General features: G+C 48.0%; 15 protein-coding genes. 7 read left to right on the forward strand and 8 right to left on the reverse strand.

Features of this window, described 5'->3' with window-relative positions; translation table 11 throughout:
• Positions 1-30: 30 nt before the first annotated feature.
• A complete protein-coding gene (locus tag H164_RS0112375; protein WP_019968912.1) occupies positions 31-2,874 on the reverse strand; it encodes a TonB-dependent receptor in 2,844 nt (947 codons plus the stop codon).
• 512 nt (positions 2,875-3,386) lie between these two features.
• Positions 3,387-3,968: a DUF417 family protein gene (locus H164_RS0112385; RefSeq protein ID WP_008565879.1), complete on the reverse strand. Its 582-nt coding sequence runs from the start codon at positions 3,966-3,968 to the stop codon at positions 3,387-3,389.
• Positions 3,969-4,251: 283 nt separating this feature from the next.
• Between H164_RS0112385 and topA the strand changes: the two genes are divergently transcribed.
• The 6 genes from topA (at position 4,252) to H164_RS0112415 (ending at position 10,932) form a co-directional block, all read left to right on the forward strand.
• Positions 4,252-6,579 carry a type I DNA topoisomerase gene (topA, locus tag H164_RS0112390; protein WP_019968915.1) on the forward strand — a complete coding sequence of 776 codons (2,328 nt, stop codon included), beginning with the start codon at positions 4,252-4,254 and terminating at the stop codon, positions 6,577-6,579.
• Positions 6,579-7,106 carry a shikimate kinase gene (locus H164_RS0112395; RefSeq protein WP_008565876.1) on the forward strand — a complete coding sequence of 176 codons (528 nt, stop codon included), beginning with the start codon at positions 6,579-6,581 and terminating at the stop codon, positions 7,104-7,106. Before topA ends, H164_RS0112395 begins: the two co-directional genes overlap by 1 nt.
• A gap of 51 nt (positions 7,107-7,157) precedes the next feature.
• Complete coding sequence (gene speA / locus H164_RS0112400) at positions 7,158-9,050, forward strand: biosynthetic arginine decarboxylase (RefSeq protein WP_008565875.1); 1,893 nt, start codon at positions 7,158-7,160, stop codon at positions 9,048-9,050.
• Positions 9,047-9,829 carry an acetylglutamate kinase gene (argB, locus tag H164_RS0112405; RefSeq protein WP_019968916.1) on the forward strand — a complete coding sequence of 261 codons (783 nt, stop codon included), beginning with the start codon at positions 9,047-9,049 and terminating at the stop codon, positions 9,827-9,829. Before speA ends, argB begins: the two co-directional genes overlap by 4 nt.
• Positions 9,830-9,953: 124 nt before the next feature.
• Entirely contained in the window at positions 9,954-10,460 is a 507-nt protein-coding gene (locus H164_RS0112410) for an RNA polymerase sigma factor (protein WP_019968917.1), read from the forward strand.
• Positions 10,450-10,932 (forward strand): pyruvate ferredoxin oxidoreductase, encoded by a 483-nt coding sequence (locus tag H164_RS0112415; protein ID WP_019968918.1) that lies wholly within the window; start codon positions 10,450-10,452, stop codon positions 10,930-10,932. Before H164_RS0112410 ends, H164_RS0112415 begins: the two co-directional genes overlap by 11 nt.
• A gap of 342 nt (positions 10,933-11,274) precedes the next feature.
• Here H164_RS0112415 and H164_RS0112420 read toward each other — a convergent pair whose 3' ends face one another.
• From H164_RS0112420 to H164_RS0112440, 5 genes are read right to left on the reverse strand one after another with little or no spacing between them, the layout of a single operon-like run.
• A complete protein-coding gene (locus tag H164_RS0112420) occupies positions 11,275-12,597 on the reverse strand; it encodes a rhamnogalacturonidase (protein WP_019968919.1) in 1,323 nt (440 codons plus the stop codon).
• 48 nt (positions 12,598-12,645) lie between these two features.
• Complete coding sequence (locus H164_RS0112425) at positions 12,646-15,066, reverse strand: glycosyl hydrolase (protein WP_026356364.1); 2,421 nt, start codon at positions 15,064-15,066, stop codon at positions 12,646-12,648.
• Between the two features lie 15 nt (positions 15,067-15,081).
• Positions 15,082-16,149, reverse strand: coding sequence for a glycoside hydrolase family 88 protein (locus H164_RS0112430; protein ID WP_019968921.1), 1,068 nt, complete (start codon positions 16,147-16,149; stop codon positions 15,082-15,084).
• A 48-nt stretch (positions 16,150-16,197) separates the two neighbouring features.
• A complete protein-coding gene (locus H164_RS0112435; RefSeq protein WP_025830305.1) occupies positions 16,198-18,588 on the reverse strand; it encodes a glycoside hydrolase family 2 TIM barrel-domain containing protein in 2,391 nt (796 codons plus the stop codon).
• A 38-nt stretch (positions 18,589-18,626) separates the two neighbouring features.
• Positions 18,627-19,862, reverse strand: coding sequence for a rhamnogalacturonan acetylesterase (locus H164_RS0112440; protein ID WP_025830304.1), 1,236 nt, complete (start codon positions 19,860-19,862; stop codon positions 18,627-18,629).
• Positions 19,863-20,016: 154 nt separating this feature from the next.
• On the opposite strand from H164_RS0112440, the gene H164_RS0112445 reads away from it, so the two are divergent.
• Positions 20,017-24,219, forward strand: a complete 4,203-nt coding sequence (locus H164_RS0112445; RefSeq protein ID WP_036887970.1) for a hybrid sensor histidine kinase/response regulator transcription factor — start codon at positions 20,017-20,019, stop codon at positions 24,217-24,219.
• Between the two features lie 191 nt (positions 24,220-24,410).
• Here H164_RS0112445 and H164_RS15720 read toward each other — a convergent pair.
• Positions 24,411-24,953 (reverse strand): rhamnogalacturonan lyase family protein (locus tag H164_RS15720; protein ID WP_026356366.1); only part of this gene is annotated, 543 nt, incomplete at its 5' end.

The raw sequence follows: 24,953 nt of genomic DNA on the forward strand, positions 1-24,953 counted from the left end.
TGCTGATTCAATCATTACGCGTGCATTGTTTTAGAACTTGAGCTTGATTTCTGCCCCGAAATAGGTGTCGGGGTGTAGTTGACTCTTGCCTTGCGTGTTGGAATTGATATGATATTTACGTATGTTTAGAAAGTTATTGGCCATGAACGAGAGCTCGGCAAGGCTGCCTAACTCCTTGGTGAAGCGGAAATTGAACATCACCCACGGCTTGACGGTGTCGGCACGGAAGCCATAAAGCAGGTATCGGTCGGCCAACAAGCGATAGCGATTGTCGTCTTCAAAGGCCCGTTGCCAGTCGGTCCACTGCCCTTGTCGGTCGTAGAAACCCAACGGCGACACCACGTAATGCGTGCCATCCGACGAAAGATGATAGCGAGGGTTGCCGTGATTGTCTTCATAAACAAGGTGGGATCGCTCGTACCACACCACTTGCAGCGTGGTCGTGAATATCATTTTGACTTCGGGAATATGTGTAATGAAGCGGAAGTTCGTGTTCACACGGTCTTCCACCGAGCCTTTTCCGGCCGGTAACACCGAGACATAATCGAACGTCTTGTTGATGAAATTGAGTTTGGTGCACTCTTCTTTGCGCTCGATATGGAACCATGCACCGTCCAAATTGAGCGAAGTGCGTAGCGGAGCAAAGGTTCCGAAGTCCCAAGAATACTCTATTCCCCACTTGTCCGAGCGACTGTTGTTGGCCGGTCTTCCCCATCTCACCATTTCATTGCCGGGCGTAATGGTGGCCGTGTGGGTCGTTCCACCGTACTCATAGCGCACGGTACCATCAGTATAGCTTAGCTTTGAGGCTCCTACGGGCACGTTATAGATGTTATAGTTGAGCCATTCCAGCTGGCCGTTGAAGCCATATTCATGGCGATGACGCTCACGGAAGAACGTCACATAGCCTTTCATCTTTCCGATGCGCGCGTTCATTCCCAGCTCCCATTTGGTGCTTCGCGTCGGACGTAGGTCGGGGTTCTGCGTGTCGGCAATCACCTTGGTGGTCATAATGGCCAATGATGAACCGGGATCCGAGCCCCCCATGTAGCTCAGACTGTTGCTATCGAAGTAAGCTTTGTTGGGATAAAGGTAGAGCAATGTGGGCATCTTGTTGGAAATACCAAAGCCTCCGCTCACGGCGAGCTTGTCAAAAAGCCCGTTATTTTGCTTGGTAAGGAACGTATATTCCATGTTCATGCGCGGTTCGGCCACGAAGATAGCCGGCCGATGGGCCTTGCTCTCGTTCAGAAAAAGATTACTGATGCGCAGGCCGGCAGCAAATTGTAGCGTGCTCACACCGATATGCAAGGTCGCATTATCCTCCACAAAAGCCGACAACGACTGCAAGGCGGGAATGTCACGATAGGACCTTGGGCGCAGTGTTTGGGCTCCACCGGCCTGCGGCGGATTGTTGATATCGAAGGTGAGTCCGCGCCCTTCGTTGCCATCGAGGCGATATTCAAGGCCGAGTTTCACGTTGGTGAAGTCGCGATTGCCAAGCTGTATGTATTTATTGGTCTTGACTTGCGCATAGAGGTTATAAGGAATGCCCTCTATACGGTAGTCACTGTAATAGGCTTTTGTGAGGAAACGGGCCGGCGCTTCGCCGTTGGTTGTGCTGTTGGTGACCACACCATCGGGATTTTCTATCAGGTCGTGATGGGTATCAAGCATGCGGGCAAGCTGTCCGGAAAGGTCATACGTCAGGACAGGAAAGAAGCCGTTCAACCGCACACTGCCCCGAACAGCCAGTCTGCCGCCCGTATTTTCGTTCTTATAGTTCAGGTCCAACTGCTGCAACTGCGGGTCTTTGCGATAGCTGTTGACGTTGCTGTAGAACGAAGCATTCACGTTGAACGTAATCGGATGGGCTGAGTTTTTGTTGAAAATATTGGAATAAGCGGTCGAAGCCGTAATGCGGTCGTAACCTTGATACCGCAGCCTGATGTCGGAATAAGACTGCGACCAGTCTACACCCACATTGAGCGTACCGCCCTGTGCAAGCTTGAAACCCTTGCCTACGTAGGCCAATTTGGAAAAAGGATCGGCTTTCAGCTTCACTTCTAACGGACTATAGCCTGCCTTGGTCTTGATGATGACCACGCCAGATGTAAGGTTTCCGTATTCCACACTGGGAATTCCGCGTATCACCTCCACCGACTCAATGTTGTCGGCTCCCATGGTTCGCAGGTCTGAACCACGTCCGGCAGTGTTCTGCTTGTTCATTCCGTCTTCCCCCTTGCTCAACTTTTCCCCGCTTTTCGAGGTAGACAATACCTGAAGGTTGGCATCGTTGCTCACCGGTATACCGTCGAGAATAACGGCAGTGCCCAAGGCATTGGCCGCGTTTTCGTCTATTTCACGGATATTGGCCTGTGCCAAGTTGTTCAAAGTGGGGTTCACGGTGAGCGCACCGGGCAGCAATTGCAACATATCGGCAACGCTCTTGGGCTGGATATGGCGTATGGCATCCTGCCCAATGACCGACTTCGAGCCCATTGCCTGCTGATTTGCGGTGACCGTAACCTCCCTCAATGTGAGCGTCAACGGCTTCAATCGAACGACGAGTCGGTCGGTTCCGTCAGCCTTGACGGTTGTCTTTCCGCGCATTTCCTCAAAGCCCAAGCACGAAACACGGTATTCATACTCGCCCGTTTTGACGTTCGTGAAGTTGAAATTTCCCTGCGCATCGGACATGGCAATCAGCGAATTGTTCAGCACAACAGATGCCGTTTCCACCGGATTGCCCTTCGTGTCGGTCACAACACCACGAAGCCCGTTTGTTGTTTGGGCATGAATCAAGGGGCAAAAAAAGAAGGCCACCGTCACGATTCGTAATATCTTCCGAAGCAGTCCGTCCCTTTTCGTCATATCTCTCTCTGAATAAAGCTGTAAACCGATTTGATTAAAAGTATTTCATTTGCTGCAAAGATAGGACAAACCTCATGATGTCGCAATACCTAAATATGGGTATTCCATGGCGATTTCCATGGCCAAGAGTTGTTTTTTGTATGGAGGAAGCCTCCCCCGGCCCCTCCGAAGGAGGGGAGAACAAGCTTGCAGGCCTCGGTATGTAGGGACGCACGGCTCGTGCGTCCGCTCCGTTTGATGCAACAAGAATGGAATATACTTGGTTTCATGAGCGTGTTTGAGTGGACGCACGAGCCGTACGTCCCTACATTCTCCGCATGGGAAGCCTCCCCCGGCCCCTCCAAAGGAGGGGAGAATGAGCTTGTGGAAAATCGTTCTCAACTATATTGCAAACTAATCTCAGCCATATTGCGCGCTAAAATGGGTGAGATTGCACGGCAAAATGGCTGAGATTAGTTCGTAATATGGCTGATGTAACGGGTGGACGCACGCGGGGTGCGTCCGCCGCGGGGTTATTTCTTCTTCAAAATGCGCTGGGCACAATCGGCCAACACAACCACTGCGCCTGCGAGGATAGCCGTGTCTTTGATAACCAAGCGGCCTGCGCCTGTCAATAACGGGAAACCATGCTCGCCACTGCCCAAATCAGGCACCCAACACTCGGGCGTTGTGACGAGAAAAGAGAGCGTACCGAAGGTCATCAATATGACAAGTCCCGACCCGACAAAGCCTATTTTGGGGAACCAAATGCCCAAGAGGGTCAAGATGCCGAATGACATGATGAGCAAACCCAAGCCATGCGAGAAGCCATACGTATTGTTCTCTTGGTGCCACTCATGCTTCACTTTGTCGAATTCGCCTTCTTTCAGTTTGTAATCCTTGTACTCGGGTGCCTCTTTCTCATAGAAGAAGCTCATAAACGGACTGTTGGCTACGAACGGAACGATGCCTTCGGCCTCATAGTTCCAGAACTTCAGACCGCCAATCCAAATGAAAATAATGAAGATTGCGACGCGAATCAAATGGACGCCAAGGCCCTTCAGTGAGGCCGAAACATTGAGAACGGCCTGCAGCAACGATGTTATTTTTTCCATCTTTCAATAAAATTTATTCGTTAATAATGTTATGATGAATTACTGTCTCGCTATCCTAAACTTTGAAACAGCGGTGCAAATATAGGGAATAAATTCCAAACGAACGCCTGCGGCATGCAATAAAGATGAAAAATGCCACAAACGTGGTAGGAAATTCCCTTTGTGTGATAAGCCCATCCGGCAAAAACAATTTCTTAAAAAAGTAGAAAAAAACGCATATAATAAGGTGGGACGTGAAAGTTTTCATTATTTTTGCGCCCTTGGATAAAAGTTCATAAGGAGTATGCAAGAGAATTTAGTTATCGTAGAGAGCCCTGCCAAGGCCAAAACCATTGAGAAGTTTTTGGGCAAAGACTATAAAGTGATGTCCTCTTACGGTCATATTCGCGACCTGAAAAAGAAGGAACTGAGTATTGATTCCAAGACGCTGGAGCCTGATTATGAGATTCCTGACGAGAAGAAGAAACTGGTTGCGGAACTCAAGTCGAATGCCAAGAAAGCCAAGAAGATATGGCTTGCGTCCGATGAAGACCGCGAGGGAGAGGCCATTTCGTGGCACCTTTGCGAGGTTCTCGGCTTAGATGAAGCGAAGACCAACCGCATCGTGTTCCATGAAATCACGAAGTCGGCCATTCTCGACGCTATCCAATCGCCCCGACGGCTGGATATGAACCTTGTCAACGCCCAACAAGCCCGCCGTGTGCTCGACCGTTTGGTGGGTTTCAAGCTGTCTCCCGTCTTATGGCGCAAGGTGAAGCCCGCATTGAGCGCAGGACGCGTGCAGAGTGTGGCCGTGAGACTGATCGTGGAACGCGAGCGTGAGATACAAGCCTTCAAGAGTGAGCCTTACTACCGCGTGAACGCTTTGTTCGGAATCACCAACAGCGACGGCAGCCAAAGCGAGGTGAAGGCCGAAACGGACATGCGGTTCAAGACGCACGACGAGGCCATCAAATTCCTTGAGCTGTGCAAAGACGCGCAGTTCACCGTGGGTGGTATCACCAAAAAGCCGTTGCGGCGCACGCCGGCCCCTCCTTTCACCACGTCGACCCTGCAACAAGAGGCCGCACGCAAGCTGGGATTCACGGTCAGCCAGACGATGATGGTAGCACAACGGCTCTATGAAAACGGGCGCATCACCTATATGCGAACCGACTCGGTGAACCTTTCTTCATTGGCTATCAACACAAGTAAGGACGAAATCATCAGGCTATGGGGCAAGGAGTACAGCCGTCCGCGCAACTATCAGACCCATGCAAAAGGTGCACAAGAGGCGCATGAGGCTATCCGTCCTACGTATATGAGCGCGACCGAAATAGAAGGAACAGCACAGGAGAAGCGACTTTACGACCTGATTTGGAAGCGAACGGCCGCCAGTCAGATGGCCGATGCGCAGATAGACAAGACCACGGTCACGATAAACGTCGAGGGAACGGAGACCAAATTCGTTGCCACGGGAGAGGTAATCACGTTTGATGGCTTCCTGAAAGTGTACCGCGAGTCGACCGACGACGATGAAACCGGTCAGGAAGAAACAGGCTACAAGCTGCCAGCCATGCAACCGGGCGACGTGCTTCAGCGTCGTGAAATCACTTCGACCGAGCGTTTCAGTATGGGTCCCATTCGTTATACGGAGGCAAGTCTTGTGCATAAGCTCGAAGAACTCGGCATCGGGCGTCCTTCGACCTATGCCCCTACCATCTCGACCATACAACAACGGGAGTATGTTCAGAAAGGTGACAAGAAAGGTGAGGAGCGCAAGTATGTCGTCGACACGCTCAAAGGAAACAAAATCACGAGCAAGGAACGCAAGGAAATGGCAGGCAGCGAGAAAGGAAAGCTGCTTCCGACGGACATCGGCATCGTAGTCAACGACTTCCTGATGCAGAACTTCCCCGAAATCATGGACTATAACTTCACTGCCAAGGTGGAACAGCAGTTCGACCGCATTGCCGAAGGAAAGGAAGAATGGGGCATGATGATGAAAGACTTCGACAAAAGCTTCGAACCAACGGTGGATAAAGTGATGAATGCGCGCTCGGAACACAAGGCAGGTGAACGAAAACTCGGCGAAGAGCCCGGCACCGGGAAGCCCGTGTTCGTGAAAATCGGACGCTTCGGGCCTGTTGTTCAAATCGGTTCGGCCGATGATAACGAGAAACCACGCTTTTCTCAGCTCCCAAGTGACAAGAGCATCGAGACCATCACCTTGGAAGAGGCCTTGGAACTGTTCAAATTGCCGCGCACCGTGGGCCAGTTCGAGGGCAGCGACGTGGTGATCGGTGCCGGACGCTTCGGACCTTACGTGATGCACAACAAGAAATACGTGTCGCTTCCGAAGGAAGAAGATCCCATGACCATCACACTTGAGACGGCCATTCGGCTGATCGGAGAGAAGCGCGAACAGGAACAGAAGCGGCATATCAAGACCTTTGACGAGGACACGAAGCTCGAAGTGCTCAATGGTCGCTATGGTCCTTATATCGTATATGACGGGAAAAACTACCGTATGCCGAAGAACCTGCACGAGAAAGCGGCCGAACTGACCTACAAGGAGTGCATGGACATCGTGAACAATGCGCCCGAACCGAAGGCCGGACGAAAGAGATAATGGGGCGAATCATCATCATCGGCTACATGGGAGCCGGCAAAACGACGCTCGGAAAAGCCCTTTCACGCGAGACAGGCATGCCGTTTTACGACCTTGACTGGTATATCGAGAGTCGCATGCACAAGACCGTCAAAGAGCTTTTTGATGCGCATGGCGAGGAAGGTTTCCGGAAAATAGAACACAACCTGCTGCATGAAGTGGCCGAATTCGAGCATGTCATCATCAGTTGCGGGGGAGGAACGCCGTGCTTCTTCGACAACATCGACTACATGAACCAGCAGGGTGAGACAGTATATCTCAAGGCAACGCCCGATGTGCTCCATGGGCATCTGAAGATGGGACGCACGGTAAGGCCCCTGCTTTTGGACAAAACGCCCGACGAAGTAAAGGCCTTTATCCATGAACAGCTGGCACTTCGCGAACCTTTCTACGCCAAAGCCAAGCACACACTCGATGTAAACCTGATGGACAACTACGAGAAAATCAAGACTTACGTCGAGCGGTTAAAAGGCATGCTGAGCCTTTGAAACACAGCAACGACAAGCAACAATTCTAACATTTACGTTTTTTGACAACGCATGAAAAAGTGGACGATTGACGATTCTAAGGAACTTTACAACATCAGCGGCTGGGGCACCTCTTATTTTGGCATCAACGAGAAAGGCGATGTCTACGTGACACCGTGCAAAGACAATGGACAAGTAGACCTGCGCGAGGTGATGGACGAACTCGCTTTGCGTGATGTTACGGCACCGGTGCTGCTGCGTTTTTCGGATATTCTCGACAACCGGATCGAGAAAACCTTCAGTTGTTTCCAGAAAGCCAAGAAAGAATACGACTTCAAAGCCGAGAACTTCATCATCTATCCCATTAAGGTAAATCAGATGCAGCCCGTTGTTGAGGAGATTATCTCCCACGGACGCAAGTTCAATCTGGGCCTCGAAGCCGGCTCGAAACCCGAACTCCACGCGGTGATTGCCGTGCAATGTCAGAGCGATTCGCTCATCATCTGCAACGGATATAAGGACGAAAGCTACATCGAACTGGCCTTGTTGGCACAGAAGATGGGCAAACGTATCTTCATCGTTGTCGAGAAACTCAACGAATTAGACGTCATTGCGAAGGCCGCAAAGAAGCTGAATGTGAAGCCAAACCTTGGCATTCGCATCAAATTGGCCTCTTCGGGGTCGGGCAAATGGGCCGAAAGCGGAGGCGATGCCTCGAAGTTCGGCCTCACCAGTGCCGAGCTTTTAGACGCTTTGGCAAAGCTCGATGCCGTGGGAATGCGTGACTGTCTGCGGCTGATTCACTTCCACATCGGCAGTCAGATTACGAAAATCCGACGTATACAGACGGCACTTCGCGAGGCAGCACAGTTCTATGTGAACCTCCATAAGATGGGATATGACGTGGATTTTGTGGACTGTGGCGGTGGATTAGGGGTCGATTACGACGGTACACGCTCCTCAAGTAGCGAGAGTTCCGTTAACTATTCCATTCAAGAATACGTGAATGACTGTGTCTATACCTTTGTAGATGCTGCCGATAAAAACCAGATTCCGCATCCCAATATCATCACGGAAAGCGGCCGAAGTCTGGCAGCTCACCACTCGGTCTTGGTCATCGACGTGCTCGAAACGGCTGGCCTTCCCGAAATGCGTGAGGAGTTTGAGCCCAAAGAAAGCGACCACCAACTCGTCAAAGACCTTTATGATATATGGGATAATCTTGACTCTCGCTCGATGTTGGAGGACTGGCACGATGCCGAACAGATACGCGAAGAGGCGTTAGAACTGTTCTCTCACGGCATTGTTGACCTGAAAACGCGGGCCGAAATCGAAGCAATGTACTGGAGTGTGTGCCGGGAAATCAACACATTGGCAAAGAACATGAAGCACATTCCCGAGGAACTTCGCAACTTGGATAAGCTACTTGCCGACAAATACTTCTGTAACTTCTCGCTCTTCCAAAGCCTTCCTGACAGCTGGGCCATCGACCAGTTGTTCCCCATTATGCCCATTCAACGACTCACGGAGCGGCCGACTCGCAATGCAACCTTGCAGGACATCACCTGCGACAGCGATGGAAAAATCGCCAATTTCGTCACCGATGGGCACGTAGGACACACGCTTCCGCTGCACCCACTGAAGAAGAACGAACCCTATTATCTTGGGGTTTTCCTCGTAGGCGCCTATCAGGAAATCCTCGGAGACATGCATAATCTCTTCGGAGACACCAATGCTGCCCATATTTCCGTAAAGGATGGGAAGTACAATATCGACCAGATTTTCGACGGAGAAACCGTGGAAGAGGTGCTCGACTACGTGCAGTACAATCCCAAGAAACTGGTGCGCCAGCTCGAACAATGGGTGACCAAGAGCGTCAAACAGGGAAAGATTTCGCTCGAAGAAGGCAAGGAATTCCTCAATAACTATCGTTCGGGCCTCTACGGATATACGTATTTGGAATGAAAGAGACACTCACAATCGTCAAAGTGGGCGGAGCCGTGGTCGAAGATGAGGCACAACTCGCCCGATTGTTAAAAGACTTCGCGGCCATCGAGGGCCATAAAATCCTCGTACATGGCGGAGGTCGCAGGGCCACAAAGGTTGCCGGCGCACTCGGAATAGAGAGCCGAATGGTCGATGGACGGCGCATCACGGACGCTAAAATGCTCGAAGTGGTGACGATGGTTTATGGCGGCTTGGTCAACAAAAGCCTCGTGGCGCGTCTGCAAGCCTGTGGTATCAATGCCTTGGGCCTGACAGGAGCCGACATGAATGCCGTTCAAAGTCACAAGCGTCCGCTGAAAAACGGCATCGATTTCGGCTTTGTCGGCGATGTAGACCACGTCAATGGCTATGCCTTACAGCTGCTTCTCCAACAAGGAATCACCCCGGTCATGGCCCCATTGACCCACGATGGGCAGGGCAATATCCTCAATACCAATGCCGATACCATCGCTTCTGAGGTGGCAAAAGCACTCTCCCGGTTCTTCAACGTGACGCTGATTTATTGCTTTGAGAAGCCCGGTGTGCTCCGTAATCCTGCTGACGAGGCAAGCCTTATTCCCGTCATCACACGCGAAGAATTCTCCGGTTACGTGGCCGATGGCACTGTTTCGGGCGGTATGATTCCCAAACTTGAGAATGCACTTGCGGCCGTAGACCACGGTGTAAGTAAGGTTATCATTACACTTGCAACGGCCATCGACGGCAAACACGGCACCGTCATACAACGTCGGAAATGATTTTTCCGCGGTTTAAGACCGCAATCAGGGTGCTTTTCCCGCCCCGTTTACGCTTAATGAAAGTTAAAACAAACGCCATTCTGTAACAAATTCACCTCCCATTCGTCAATCCTATAGAGCGCAGATGAAAAATATCAGCTTCAAAAACGATGTACTCCCGCTGAAGAATCAGCTTTACCGACTTGCGTTGCGCATCACGCTTGACAGCGCAGAAGCCGAAGACATCGTGCAAGAAACACTGATAAAAGTCTGGAACAAGCGAGATTCTTGGGACGAAATCGAGTCTATTGAGGCTTTCAGCTTCACCATTTGCCGCAACATAGCCCTTGACAGCATCAAGAAGTTGGGCAACAACAGCGACTCGCTCGACAGGAAAGACGCACCGGACAGCGCCTATAATCCCTACGAGGACATCATTCATCGGGATAGAATCAAGGTGGTGAAACAAATCGTAGACGGCCTTCCGGAAAAGCAGCGGAGCTGCATGCAGCTCCGCGATTTCGAAGGAAAGAGTTATAAAGCCATTGCCGCCATGCTCGAAATCACCGAAGAACAGGTGAAAATAAACATCTATCGGGCCCGGCAAACAGTCAAACAAAGATTTCAAGAAATAGACAATTATGGACTATAAATACATCACACAGTTGCTTGAACGCTATTGGGAGTGCCGCACTTCGCTTGAAGAAGAGAACATTCTCAAGGCTTTCTTCAGCCAAAAAGACGTTCCTGAAGAGCTGCTCCGCTATAAGGCGCTGTTCGATTATACGCTTTCCGAGCCGAAAGAAGAGGTACTGGGTGATGATTTCGATGAGAAAATCATGTCGCTCATCAACGAACCTGCGCCTGTAAAGGCCCGCATCATCACGTTGCAGCAGAAGCTCAAACCGCTGTTCAAGGCAGCAGCCGTGGTAGCCATCATGCTGACATTGGGCAATGCAGCACAGGTTTCCATGAACGATGAGGCACCACAGAGCCCCGTTTCAGGGTTCAATGTCACCCATAAGGGCCGTTCGGTCGCTCTCGGAGACTCGGCAGCCATCGACACCATGCAACATAGCAGCATCGATGCCGTTGGAACGCCTGCAACGTCCATTCTGAAATAAGAATATTTCTATGCTTTCTCTATAAATCACGTTTAATTAAAACAACAATGAAACTGCGAAGTTTCAATTCTCTCAAATTTTTCATAACATACTAACGATGAAAGGCCCGCTACTCTTCTTGAGTGCGGGCCTTTTTGATTTATAGGTCTCTGTTCGATTTCATCAACTATCCCATCGTATCGAATAGACCATCGTAGTATAAATAGGTGTAGATGGTAACTTCTTCATTCGATCAAACATTCAAGTTACTTTATCAAAAGGTTGATTCCTTCATATATGTCTTATGACGACTACGCTCATTTGCGGTAAAAAACTTGCTTATTGTCTTTAGAAGAAACTCGTCTATTTTTTAACGCCATTAATTATAACTTTCTTCACCATCGTCTTTTCTATGGTTTCTGGTGAGAAAGCTCCTCTTTCATCGGTGATATTTATGTTTTCAAAAGTAAAGTTATCGAGCTTGTATTTCTCTGATTTGCCCACATCAAAGAAATTCTTGCACAGCATCTCTATATGCTTCATCGTAATATTATTACATCTTGAGAGCGGCATATCCTTGCGTTCTTCGGGCTTATAAAACTGTGTCCACGGACGAACGACAAGGAAACTGCCCGTTTTTCCTCTGATTCCTTCAATAGTGACATACTCATAGTGCTGTGGTGTGTCGGGACGCATCTTCAGCCAAAGCACTCGGTTGACATCATCGCAACGTATGTTTCGCAGTATGATGTTGCGATTGTAAAGGCTTTCACTGCCCAACGTGAGACAGCCATGCACCCTGCCATAGTGACAATTCTCTATCAAGATGCGCTCGTTTCCTCCGTTTTCGGGAAGGGTATCTGCCCAAACTCCCTTGCCTCCTTTCAGTGCAATAGCATCGTCGTTCACGTGCATATAGCACCCATTGACGAGTACATCGGTGCAAACATCAATGTCGATAGCATCGCTACTTGGGGCTTTCACGCCCTCAGTTGGTGCGAATATATAGCAACCGAGATAGCGTACGCGCTTGCATTTATACAGATGATTGGTCCAAAATGGAGAATTCACCAGTCTAATATCCTGCACTGTCACATCCTTAGAATTGGAGATATAGACTAAACGTGGACGTTGTTCATCTTTATTGGTACATTGGTGGTTCCATTGGCGTCGCAACCAAAACTGTTTCCAATAGTGATAACCGTTGCCATCAATAGTGCCTTTACCACTTATCGTGAACCCGTCTACTTGGTCGGCATTCACAAGTGCAGTGAAATAATCGCAGGTTTCTCCCTCTATGCGCGTCTTTTTTATTTCAAAATCCTCAATGCGGTCGGAGCCTTTCAGTCTGCTCCCCTCTTCAAGATAGAGGTGTGTACCCGGCTTGAAAAACAAACTTCCACTCAAAAAGACACCACGCGGAATGACCACCACACCACCACCTTGCTGCGAAGCTAAATCTATCACGGCCTGCAATCGGCCGGTTTGCACAATGGTACTATCTTGTACAACGCCATAATCGGTTACGATGAACTTCCGCCCCAAGCTGTTGACATCAATGCGTGTGGTGTCACAGAACCATCTGTCCATCGGTGTTCCGTCGGGCCATGTATACCTTGGTTTGTTTGCAGCCATGCCATTCAAGAGATAAACAAGCCCCATCATCATCAAAAACATTCTCTTCATAAATACATAAATTATAGGTTGACACTTGTTCGGGTGACATTGTTTCTTTTAGTTATTTGTTTCGCAAAGAAAGGGAGTTGAAGTAAGCCCCGACGGGACCGGGCTCCAATTAGCATAGGTAGTCTTCTTATATTCCAAATTGACGATGTTGATTTCTTTCATCTTGCGCCATTTCACACCCTTTCGGTCCATATCGGCAATGCGATTCGCCGGCAGATTGGTCACTTCGATACTTATCTTATTATATCCTTCCTTCAATACATCCTTGCAATCAAGCACGAAAGGAACCGCCCAAGCCACTCCAATTGGTTTATCATTGATATATACACGGGCGCTCTCACGCACATCGCCCAATTCTATCTGCCAATGCTTCTTTGCTTTTGCTTTGTCAAGATAAATAAAAGTCGTATAACAGCCGGTGCCCATCAGCACTTTTACAGAGGCATCGTTAAGCGTTTCCCATGTATGGGGGCTTTTCATTTTGAAAGTGCGGGCTACTTTCGGGGTTGATTCCGTGAAATTCAGAGTCCAAGGTCCGTCAAGTAATACCTTCTCACAGCCATTCCGTTTTGCTCTTCTTTTCTTTAAGGGCGCAAGAAGAGAATTATAGGTTTGTAGGATAAGCGACCTTCCAGAGCGAAGGTCAATTATTACCTTGCCATGAACAATTTCTGCGCGTTTGATGTCCCCATTCATGGGATCGAACCAGTAGGCATCCTTAAACGGAACGGCTAATGTAATAGGCTTTCGAATGTCGTGGGGCGACAGGTTAGCCATGAAATAATGCCATCCAGTTACATTTCTACGCCGAATGGTACGAATGCCTTCAAGTCTCATTTGCTCGGGGTGGGCTACCAAGGCCATTCGTTCAGGATCAACACCCATGATGTTTGCCCCTCGTAGTTTTAAGTCATTCAGATGTTGACGCAGCCTTGTGTCAATATTGGCACCTTCAGGTATGATTAAAGCCTTGTAGCGTGTACCCGATGCTGTTTGCAGTTCTCCGCCAACATATTGTGTAGAGAGCAGATAGCGGTCGCTAATGTAGTCGCAATCATACCCAAGAGAGTCGATTTCCAAAACCGTTTTGATGAAATCAGGAGCCTTTTTGGCCATTGAATGGATATCGAATTGCATCAATAGATTCTTGGTGTCGCGCTTCCAAAAGTCTTTTATTGGCAGGTAGACAAGGAAGTCATTATCAGGTTGTCCCATTTGCAAGAACCGTTGGCAGCGGTCGATATAGGTCATTAAAGCCGAGGCGTCACGCCAAATGGAGTTCGTTGGACTCATATCCACCGAAGCATAGAACTTCCAACCCGGCCATGCTTCGTCTTTCGGAGAGTAGGTCGTGCCATGAAAGAACATGCGGTTCACGCCGCAAGTGAACATCAAATCCAAGTCGGGCTTCATTTGTGACAACGATGTTCGGAAGTGCTCTGTCAACCAAGTGAAGGTTTCGCTCGACGTAAGTGGCTTTCCTGTGATATGCGCTGCAGAAGAAGCATACTTCAACATGGAGATGTCGCTGTCGTTCTTACGGGTGAATCCGCTATCGGTACGCAGTCCTTTGATACCGAAATCAGAGAGTCCGAATCCCTCTGTCTCCGGAATATCCACTTCGGCATAGAGGTCTATCAGATTAGCCGGCGAACCATGAGCTTGACTTCTGACCTTTACACCATTCTTGTGTGCCCAATTTACCCATTGATGCGTAAAGTTTTCCAAGAGCATATCGCTGAGTGTTTCTCTGTAATCACTAACGATTTGGGGGGCGCCATCAACGAGTTTGTCGAGCACCGTTAGCAGGTCATAGCCCCTACGCTTCTTAAACTCTGCGGGCAAAGCAGGTGTCCAATCGGCCCCATAGACCTCGTAGGAATCATTGAAAAAGGTTGCGGGGTAAGGGGTTGCAGAAGTCTTGAAGGCCGAATCAATATGGTTCAGATAGTTCTTAACGGCAGATTTGTCGAAATGGTCAATGACAAAGCCCTCTCCACCGGGTGCGGCACGTTTCACCTTTTGCCCCGTACGTCCCACTTCAACCGTGACCTTTCGTCGCCCATCAATGACCGTATCGTGGAAAACTGCCTTGCAGGCCGCTTCGTTCTTAGGTACCCATGGACCACCGAAAGGCCATCCCGTTCCATTGTTCAAGTCGATCTGCATTCCTTTTTCCTTGGCAATAGCTTCTGTTGCTCTTAGTGCTTTCATCCATTCGGCCGAGAGGTAGCGCAATTCTTTCTTTTCATTCCCTTGTATGCCGTAGATTGGCGTTATCTCTACGGTTCCGATACCCGCCTTGTACAGCTGATCAAGGTTCCACCTTAAATTAACCGAATCCACGGCCGACCCCATCCACCACCATCGGGTGCCCGGTTTCGTTATTACAGAAGAGACAGGCCACGATTGTGCAATAGCTCCCATGGTCTGCCCCACCAATATCATTAGCAGCAAATACTTTTTCATCTTCAATTCATTTTCCTATTGTCCGACTAGCTTTGCATAGGATGAGGCTCCCAACAGCCAGCATCCCGTGCCATAATCCTCAAAGTCGGGCACACTTGAATAAGTTACAGGTTGCCCTGCAGACGGGTCAGCTCCCGTACCTTGGTTCCAACCCAAGAAGCCATTCTCGTGTACACAAGAGGCAATTGCTTTCCATGCTTTGTCGCAACTAGGTCGGTAAACGTTTACACGAAGTATACCGTTTTTTATACCCCAGCTCATACCATAGAGAAATAAGGCTGTTCCCGTCATTTCGGGCCCTTCCCAATGCGTTGAAACCAAGGAGGCATTCCAAAACCCATCGGCTCGTTGTACTTTCAGCAAGGCCTTACTCATCAAGATAAAATCCTCTTTCAGTTCCTTATAGTAACTGTCGTGGGGTGAAAGTGTCTCCATCGTGCGCACCAAAGCAGCATACACCCAACCATTTCCACGGCTCCAATAGCAATTTTTCCCGTCAGGTTCCTTGTAAGGTGCTTTATAAACACTGTCGCGCCACCATAATCCATCTTCCTTATTGAATAGTCCTCGGCGGTCGCGTGCGTCTCGATAGCTCAGCATACCATAGTCGATATATTTGCGTTCGTTTGTTATCCATGCATATTTGGCATAGACCGGAAGTGCCATCTGAATAGCATCTATCCACCACCAATAGTCTTTTCGGTCTGTAGCCATCTGTAAATCGAGGTTCTCTTTGGTTTTGTTTATCATCTTAGGATTGCCAACCATCGCATAACGGTCAAGGTAGGTTTGCTCACAACACTGGTTGTCTGCATCGGTTGTATGGACCCCATCACGTGCCGTCCACTGATGATAATCGGCCCATCTGTCTATATAGTCTATATAACGCTGTTGTGCATCAATGCTATATAAAGCCATTAGCCCCTCGTAATACACGGCTCGTGTCCACAGATGGCTCGGTCTTATTTTCTTCACATGGGTGGCAATAGTCGGGTCGGGCCACTGTTTCATAAAGTAATCATTCACTGTTCTTGAAAGCATGAGAATGCTCTCATTCGTCCGGGCTATTGATACCACAGACATCATCAAAAAAACGATTGGTAATAATTGCTTATACATCGTGAAATAAGTCTACATGAGTTTTATGGAAACCGCCTTCAAACCTTCTGCTATAGCCTGAAGTGTCACCTTACCTACGGTCTTTCCGGCTCGGAGAATAACCATAGCTGAGCCTTGGAAGAGCCGAATCTTCTGACCAGCAAAACTATCATTGCAATAAATGTCGCCATTGCTTACACCAACAAGGTGAGCATTTCCTGCTACAGAGAATATAACCTGACGGTTGTCATTGAGAATGCGCCTTCCCTTATTGTCAACAACCTCGACAAGCACATGCTGTAAGTCGACGCCATCCGCTTTCCATGTCTGCTTATCAGGCACAAGTCGCAGCCGTTCAGCCTTATTGGTGGTTTCCAAATGATGACGTGCCACGACCTTATGCCCATTATAGGCCACTGCTTCAATAGTCCCCGGCATATAAGCGACATCGTTGAATGTGATTTTATTTCGTTTTTTAGGATCAAGTGAATTTGATTTGCGAGCTATCGCTTTTCCGTTGAGCAACAAGGTCACCTCTTCAGTATTGGTAAAGATATGAAGATTAACCTTAGAACCGGCAATGCGATTCCAATTCTCAGATAAAAAGGAAGTGCCCACATTCACTCCGTTCCACCAACGGGTAGCCTTTCCCTCCTCTACCACAGCGATATGAACCATGGGGTCGGCAGAGAACATACTCTTTAGGAGATAGGCTATTGGTTTAGGTTGCAAGGAAATATCAAAAGAACCTTGGCTCCAGCCTTTTGCAGGCCAGCCATTACTCTCACCAATATAGTCTATACTGCCCCAATAAGCCAGTCCGACAACACTGTCAAGAGCCATTTCAAAGAAATTACTTCCCATGGCTGAGGTGCTTGCTTCACTCTGATAAAAGATCTTTTCTGGATAGAGTTTACTGTCGCCCGGGAAGTACATGTACCGATAGTTATAGGCATTTACCTCTGTGGCAATGGCAAGCGGAGACGGAACAGCGTTTGTTTCGAGCGAGCGATAGCGAGGATGCATGGCTACGGTTGTAAGCCGGGAACTGTCATAGCGGTGGAGTTGAGTCTTGAGCAACTGATAATTGGTTACACCCCAATCGTTGTTGGCCATACCGGCTTCCTGTTGAAGTTCGTTCCCTAAGCTCCAAAGAATGATACTTGGATGATTACGGTCACGCTTCACCCACTCTGTGATATCATTCTGCCATTGTAAGGTCCAGTCCACACGTCCGCCGGAATACTGCTTCAACCACTTATCATAGAGTTCATCGACAACCAATATACCATATTCATCACAAAGCCGATAAAAGTCTTCACTATAAGGATTATGTGAACAACGGATATGGTTGAAACCGAAACTTTTGAGTAACCGGATGCGCTTTTCTATGGCCCGGGGATAGGCAGCTGCGCCAAGAGCACCCAAGGTATGATGGTTGGCATTGCCCTTTAACAGCACTTTCTTACCGTTAAGACGGAAGCCGAAGGCCGGTCCGAACTCAATAGTGCGCACCCCGAAACGGTCGGAGACACAATCAAGCACATCTCCTTTCCTGTTATAGAGTGTGACTTCTGCGGTATAGAGATAAGGATGATCCGTATCCCACAGCTGGGGAGCTGCAAGCGTGATAGCTGGTAGCCGGTATTCATGCGATCGCCAGTTTTTGTAATAGCGTAAATTAAACTTATCATTATTTACCACACAACCTTTGGCATCAAGAATGCGTACACCCACACAAACCGTGTCCACATTTTCCATGTAGCAAAAGTCTGCCTGAATGTTTACCTTTCGGTTTTCTTGCGTTGTGATATAGAGCGGGTGGCGGTTGAAATGGTTTTGTTTATCAGTGACGATGATGCGAACACCGCGGTAAAGTCCACCGCCGGTGTACCATCGGGAGTTCCTTGGGCCCTGTGTTTCAGCCGTAACAATGATTTCATTGGGCTTGTCATAGATGAGCTTGTCGGTTACATCGCATTCAAAACCAAGGTAGCCGTAATCGGTCTTTCCTATATGTTGGCCATTGAGATAGACGTCACCCACCAGCATGATGCCTCCAAAATCAAGCAACACACGCTTGTTTCGCCAGGCAGCAAGGGGTATTATCGTCCGTCGATAGATGCCTTTGGTAAGTTCTTTGAAGCCACGTGCCGACAGACGGCTCTTGATATTGGCGGCCGCATTCGTGGCATCGCCTTTCTCTTCGGGCGAAGGGGCTATCCACGGTTGTGAAATCTGAAAGTCATGGGGCAGACAGATAGTTTCTTCGAACTTCAGTCCGGCAAACGATGTTGGCAGTTTTTCGACCTCTGAAAAGCGGTGAAACTGCCAGCTATCATTCAAACTGATGGTGTCGCGCTGTGCAACAACGGGAGCAGCCATTATCAAAGCGAACAAAAAAGTTGTTAGTATAGTTCTCATGATTAAATTTTAGATATCCATACGATTGAAAAAGAATATCAGTTACCATCGGGCTTCATCGTATCATAAGCCGGAGTGGGATACCATGTGAAGCGTTGCCAACTGTCGGGGGCTGTCGGTAGAAAGTCATGCCAATCTTTCCGCAATGCAGAAACAATAGGTAGCCCGAGCTGTTTCATGCCCATGACGACCATTTTTGCAACTTCATAGGCACCGAAAGCATTGAAATGGGTATTATCGGCTAAAGCCTTCGCCTGTCCAGGAAATGTTCCCGCTGCGTAATATACGAGTGCTCGTTTACTATCTTCTTCACCGAGCGTCTCAAAAAAAGTGCGGGTCATCTCATGAAGTTCGATGATTGGCACACACTCTCGACGTGCCACCTCGCGCATAGCAGCGGGATAGTCACCATGGGTTTCAAGAATACGGTGGCTATCTTTGTTAAAAAGTCGGCGTTGCGTTGGTGTAACAAAGATGATTATTCCTTTTGCTGCTCTCACCCGGTCGATGAATATTTTCAGAGAATGGGCAAAGTTGTAATATGCACCATCACCGAAACGGTGCTCTTTTTGGTCGTTATGTCCAAATTCGCACAGCACATAGTCTCCGGGCCTCATCATGGAAACCACTTTGTCAAGGCGTCTTTGGTTGATAAAAGACGTTGCACTGAGTCCGCTCTCTGCATGATTACTGATGGCAATTGATGCATCGAACCATCGCGGAATCATCTGACCCCAGCTTGCCCAAGGCTCCTTGGCTTGGTCTACCACCGTTGAATTACCGCAAAGAAAGATTGTCACAGCGGTTGTGTCGGGTCGGATATCGATTGTTTTCACTGCAGGTGCAGGTCCGTTGAACTCAAATGTAAGTCGATTATCCCAATCGAGATAGTCTTTCTCCCTTGGTTTAAGGACTACATTCGTGTTTCCATCAATAACTGGAGAACGTTTGTTGACAACAAAAGTATAGGTCTTGAACTTACCTTTGTCTGTTGTTGTCTGTTCAAGTAATAAACGACGGCTTTCCGCTCTGACTACCGTTTGGGCCTTACGCTTACTTGAACCAAGTGTAACTGTAACATGATAGTTGCCATCAGGTACTTTCACAGAAAAGAAGAAAGGCTTCTGTGACCCTTTCGGTGGAGCAGCCATGACATCGTATCCATAGCCAATGGCGTCCGAATATTGAGGCTGTTGGAGCGTCATATCAAAAGTCTGTGCCAACAAAACTGTCGAGAAGAAGCATAGAAAAAAGGTAGTTCGTAATTTTTTCATTCCAAGATTGTTTGTTACAAAGATAGCCAAACTCGGGAATAACCTTCGGGGAAATAGTACGAAAAACGGTATTTTAGTACACTTAATAAAAAAATATTAGTATATTTGCCATTAGTTAAAAACTCATCTCCGGTCTCTAAGAATAATCATACAAATGAGTAAACGCATCCTTTCTTTTATATTCTTGCTCATTCAACTGTCTCTGATGTCGGGACAGAATCATAATCAGTATGCTGTAAAACACATCTCCTCCATCAACGGCATGTCTGGAAATACCATTTACAGCTTCTATCAAGACCCTACTGGATATATATGGCTCGGCGGAACGGGTGGACTTGACCGCTATGATGGCTATCGTTTTGTTGCTTTCAATGATTTAGGACTTACCCATAAGTCCATTCAGCATGTGGGGAAGTTCTATCCCGATGAAAGAAACAACTTGTTATGGGTGTTCACTTCGACCGACACCTATGGTTGTTACAATTTGAAGAAAGGACGTTTTGTAGATTTTTCCGACAAAAAAGAGATGACTCGCGCTTTCCATAAATGCCATATCTCACCGGGAAGCTATTGGTTTTGGAGCAGAGAATTCGGCTTGCGCCACATCAGTTACAGGCAGGGAAGATTTAAAACTACCGATTATACCGTTGCCAATCGTAGACTTTTCGACAACGATATTCGCCAACTTGCAGAGACTTCGCAGCATCATATATACCTTGCAACGCGTTCGGGAATGGTTCTCATCACGTCTCAAGGGCATGTAAAGTGGTTGTCGCGTGGTGAAGAGATGCTCTGGTGTGTCGCTAACGGAAACGAAGCGTTAGCCTATTCACGCAAATCACAGCAGGTTTTCGCCTACAATGGCAACGGCAATATCATCAGCAAATGCCCTTTGCCCGCGATGATGGGACGGATAGGTGCGATAAGGTCGAGTTTCATTTGGCAGGGGAAATGGTATATTCTTGCAAGTACGGGTACCTTCATTTACGATATCAAGCGGAAAAGATTTGAAAAACCAACCGATTTTATGATCACAAACGGTCACTTACAAGACGTTGTCGATGGTTATCAATTTGTTGCTGACAAAAGTGGAAAGCTGTTTATCTTCCCTCCTAAAGGCAAGATGAGGACACTGGATATTATTCCCAACCTACTATCAACCATTGACAAGAATGGCATTTACAAAGTGGCACGCAGCAAGAACGGACTATTTTACATTGCCACCTATGGTGGTGGACTCTTCACTTACGACTATCCGAAAGATAAACTTACGCGTTATACGGCTGAAGATCCTGTGCCACTTATTAATTCAAACTTTCTGCTTGACGTGCTCATCGACCATTCCGGGGCGATATGGATCAGTTCCGAACGAACAGGAATCAGTCTCTTGAGTCCCTTGCTCAGCAGGATGGTAACTTATGCCTATCCCCAACCGGGAAAACGGGGCGACTGGTCGAATCATATACAGAGCATCTTCAAGAATAAAACAGGCCAGATTTGCATCTACACAAAAGACAAGAAAAGCTATGTTTTCGATGTTTCGTCTTTTCAGTTTAGCCCCATAACAACCTTGCCTGGGCAGATTACGAACTCCATCACCGACTCGAAAGGTACTTCATGGACTACAACACGCGACATGGGGTTATACCATGGCAGTGTGAACTATTCTGATTTACAAACAAACCACAGAATAAGTAGTCATGAATGTACCGATATCGTGGAAGATAAACGCGGACGTATTTGGGTCTCAACATGGAACAGCGGACTCTATCTGGTTGACAATCAAAACCAATCACCCCTCAAATTCCACCGGCTGATAAATAAAGATTTCAACGAGGCACGCATCACTAATATGGAACTTCGGAACGATGGCATTCTCTTCCTTGGCACCTATAACGGCTTGTATGCTGTGGACACAAGAAAGAAACATATCTCTGACGTTGATTTCAAGGTATTCAATGTCATGAACGGAAAGCTTCCCGGCGACGAAGTCACCTGCCTGCGCATTGATCGCAAGGGCATGTTATGGGTAGGTGTGACAGGTTGCGGACTGCTCAAGCTGGATTTTAGTCGAGGAATCGACCATATGCAAATGACCCAACTCACCCGTATTGACGGATTGTCAAACAACAATGTGCAGAGCATAGAACAAGACCAACGAGGGTATATTTGGGCAAGTTCGGAAGAAGGGGTATCGCGTGTCAACGAACAAGGAGAAGAAATCTACCGTTATGAACTGAGTTCCGACATTCTGAGCAATGCTTTCTGTACCAATAGTTCTATGTCTATGTCCGACGGAAAGATACTTTTCGGCTCGGGAAATGGGCTTGCTGTTGTCAGCCCCGGCATGATTCCTGAGAACCATGCAGCCAACCGAACGGTACTGATTACCGACCTGCTTATTAATGGAACGGATATCTATGAAGAAGGTGCAAGCATATTATCGGACACGAACCTGTCGCTGACAAGAAGAATTGAGCTTCCTCATGATAAAAACTCGCTGACCCTTTTCTTCTCCAACTGCTATTACAGAAACATCAGCAGCCAAGTCTATCAGTATTATCTTGAGGGATCAGACCGATATTGGCGCCACTCTACCGGCAACAATTTTGCCGACTATGACAACCTTCGTCCGGGAAACTATACGTTCCACGTACGTTCCAAATCAAGCAATGGCTGGAGTCCCGAGACTGTCTTGCAAATCACGATTAAATCGCCGTGGTATGCTACGACATGGGCATGGCTGCTCTATGTCGTTATCATTGCTGGCATCGCTTTCACCGGTCAACATTTCTGGTACGAACGCTTGAAATTGAATCGCAAACTTGAGGTAGAACGGCAACTGACCGACTTCAGACTCAACTTCTTCACCAATATCACGCACGAGTTCCGCACCCCGTTGGCCATTATTCAAAACTCGATTGAGCGGTTAGAAAAAGCAGAAACGGTTTCAAAAACGGCCATCGTTACTGCCCGTAGAGGCACTAACCGACTGCTTCGCTTGGTGAACCAGCTGATGCAATTCCGCAAGATCAACACGGGAAACATGAGGATCGCCGTTGAGAAAGGAGACATTATCGCCTTTACACGCAATATCTTTCAAGATCTCTATACCGTGGCACAGCAGAAAGAACTGGTTATGACATTCACTGCATTTGACCGCAGCCACGAAATTTACTTCGACCGACAAGGTGTTGAAATGATGGTTTATAACATTCTTTCGAATGCCGTGAAATACACACCCTCAAAGGGACACATCGACGTAAAGATTACCTGCAACGAGAGAAATGTACTCATCTGCATCACAGACGATGGAGCCGGCATCAGTTCCGAGCTCAGACAATCAATGTTCTCACCTTTCATGAACGGGCAGACGGCTCAAGGCGGCATCGGCATCGGACTCTATAACGCAGCTCAAATCGCCAAGTTACATCATGGAAGTATCACTTATCGGCAGGTAAATGACGTAGGTGGAAGTTGTTTCACCATCTCCTTGCCCGACACTGAGACCGTCTACAGCGCCGAAGAATACAAACAATCAGAAAGTCGGGAGCTTGTAGAAGACGGGGATACCAAGCCTATAGATAACTTTATCCGCGAAATTCTTCCCCGTGCACTGAATGATATCACTGTTGGAATTATCGAAGATGATTTCGACATGATGGAGCAAATCAGGCATGAAGTGGGCGTTTATTTCAACACCAAGGGGTTCATGAATGGAGAAACCGGCTATGAAGGCTGTTTGGCACTGAAGCCCGCACTCATTATCTGCGATGTGATGTTGCCCGATACAGACGGCTACGAAATAGTGAAGAAGTTCAAGAAGACCGAAACGACAAAAAACATTCCCATTATCATGCTGACAGCCCTTGCCGACGAGGCCCACCAAATCAAAAGCTACCAAGCTGGGGCCGATGATTACATGATCAAGCCTTGCAACTATCGGCTGCTCGTTGCCCGAATGGTACAGCTCATCAAATGGCGCAACGAGAAACCCCTTGAAGTTACATCATCTGGTACACGAGAAATCATCGTATCGAAAGCAGAAAGGTTGTTCAAAGAGCAAGTGGAAGCGCTTATAGTCAATCATCTCGATGATTGTATGCTCTCAGTAGACGCACTTGCCGAAATGATGAAAATGGGACGCACGAAATTCTATGGGAAAATGAAAGACCTCTATGGCATTTCACCCAACAAGTACATCATGAACGAGCGCATGCGCATTGCTGCAGAATTGGTTTCGTCAGGAAAATACACGATAGCCGAAGTGAGCTACCGCGTAGGTATTCAAGACCCATCTTATTTCAACAAATGTTTTAAAGCCAAATATGGTGTCGCTCCGAGCAAATACAAATAGAAATATAAAAGCAACACTATCAGGTTGTTTTTATGAATAACGAGTTCTAAGTTGACGGTTTCAATTGCGACACCTAATATCAGCCATATTGCACGGTAATCTCAGTCTTTTTAGCGCACAATAGGACTGATATTACCTCGCAATATGGCTGAAACAAGAAAAGCGTCTTCACTTGTTTTGAATGCAGCGGTTTATTTCACGGCAACTTTCTTGCCGTCAATGATATATATACCCGGCGCAACACGGTTGTCATTTAGCTTCACCCCACCGAGGTTGTATATGGTCCGAACGTGGTCGGAAGCTGTTTCCAAAGGCTTTGTGATGGCCGTTGCAGGATTGTCTTTCAGCGCCTTGTAGTATTCTACAGGACTATAACCGAGGTGAGGAGGCTGGTTGTATCCGCAGTTTTGCCATGTCACGGCCATGTCGTAGACGTGATCATCACGCAGCCACGGCAGTTTATATTGACTTTCGCGCGTAGATGTGAAAGAAACCAAATAATAGTCGCCCTCGTGCTGTGCCCAATAGACGGCCTCTTCGCGCCAATCGCCATAGAGATCGCATTGCAGATTGGGGTTATACTTCGTACCGTTGATGCTGTTTGCACCATAACCATTGGCATAAAGCGTGGTCATGCGGTCCCATGTCTTGGTGTCTGAGTTCCATTTGTCAATATGTGCACGGTCATGATACTCATCGAGCAAGTCACCGTCCCAGTAAATGCGGTAGTTGAT

It is taken from the genome of Segatella maculosa DSM 19339 = JCM 15638, from assembly GCF_000382385.1.
In the GTDB taxonomy this organism is placed as follows: Bacteria; Bacteroidota; Bacteroidia; order Bacteroidales; family Bacteroidaceae; genus Prevotella; species Prevotella maculosa.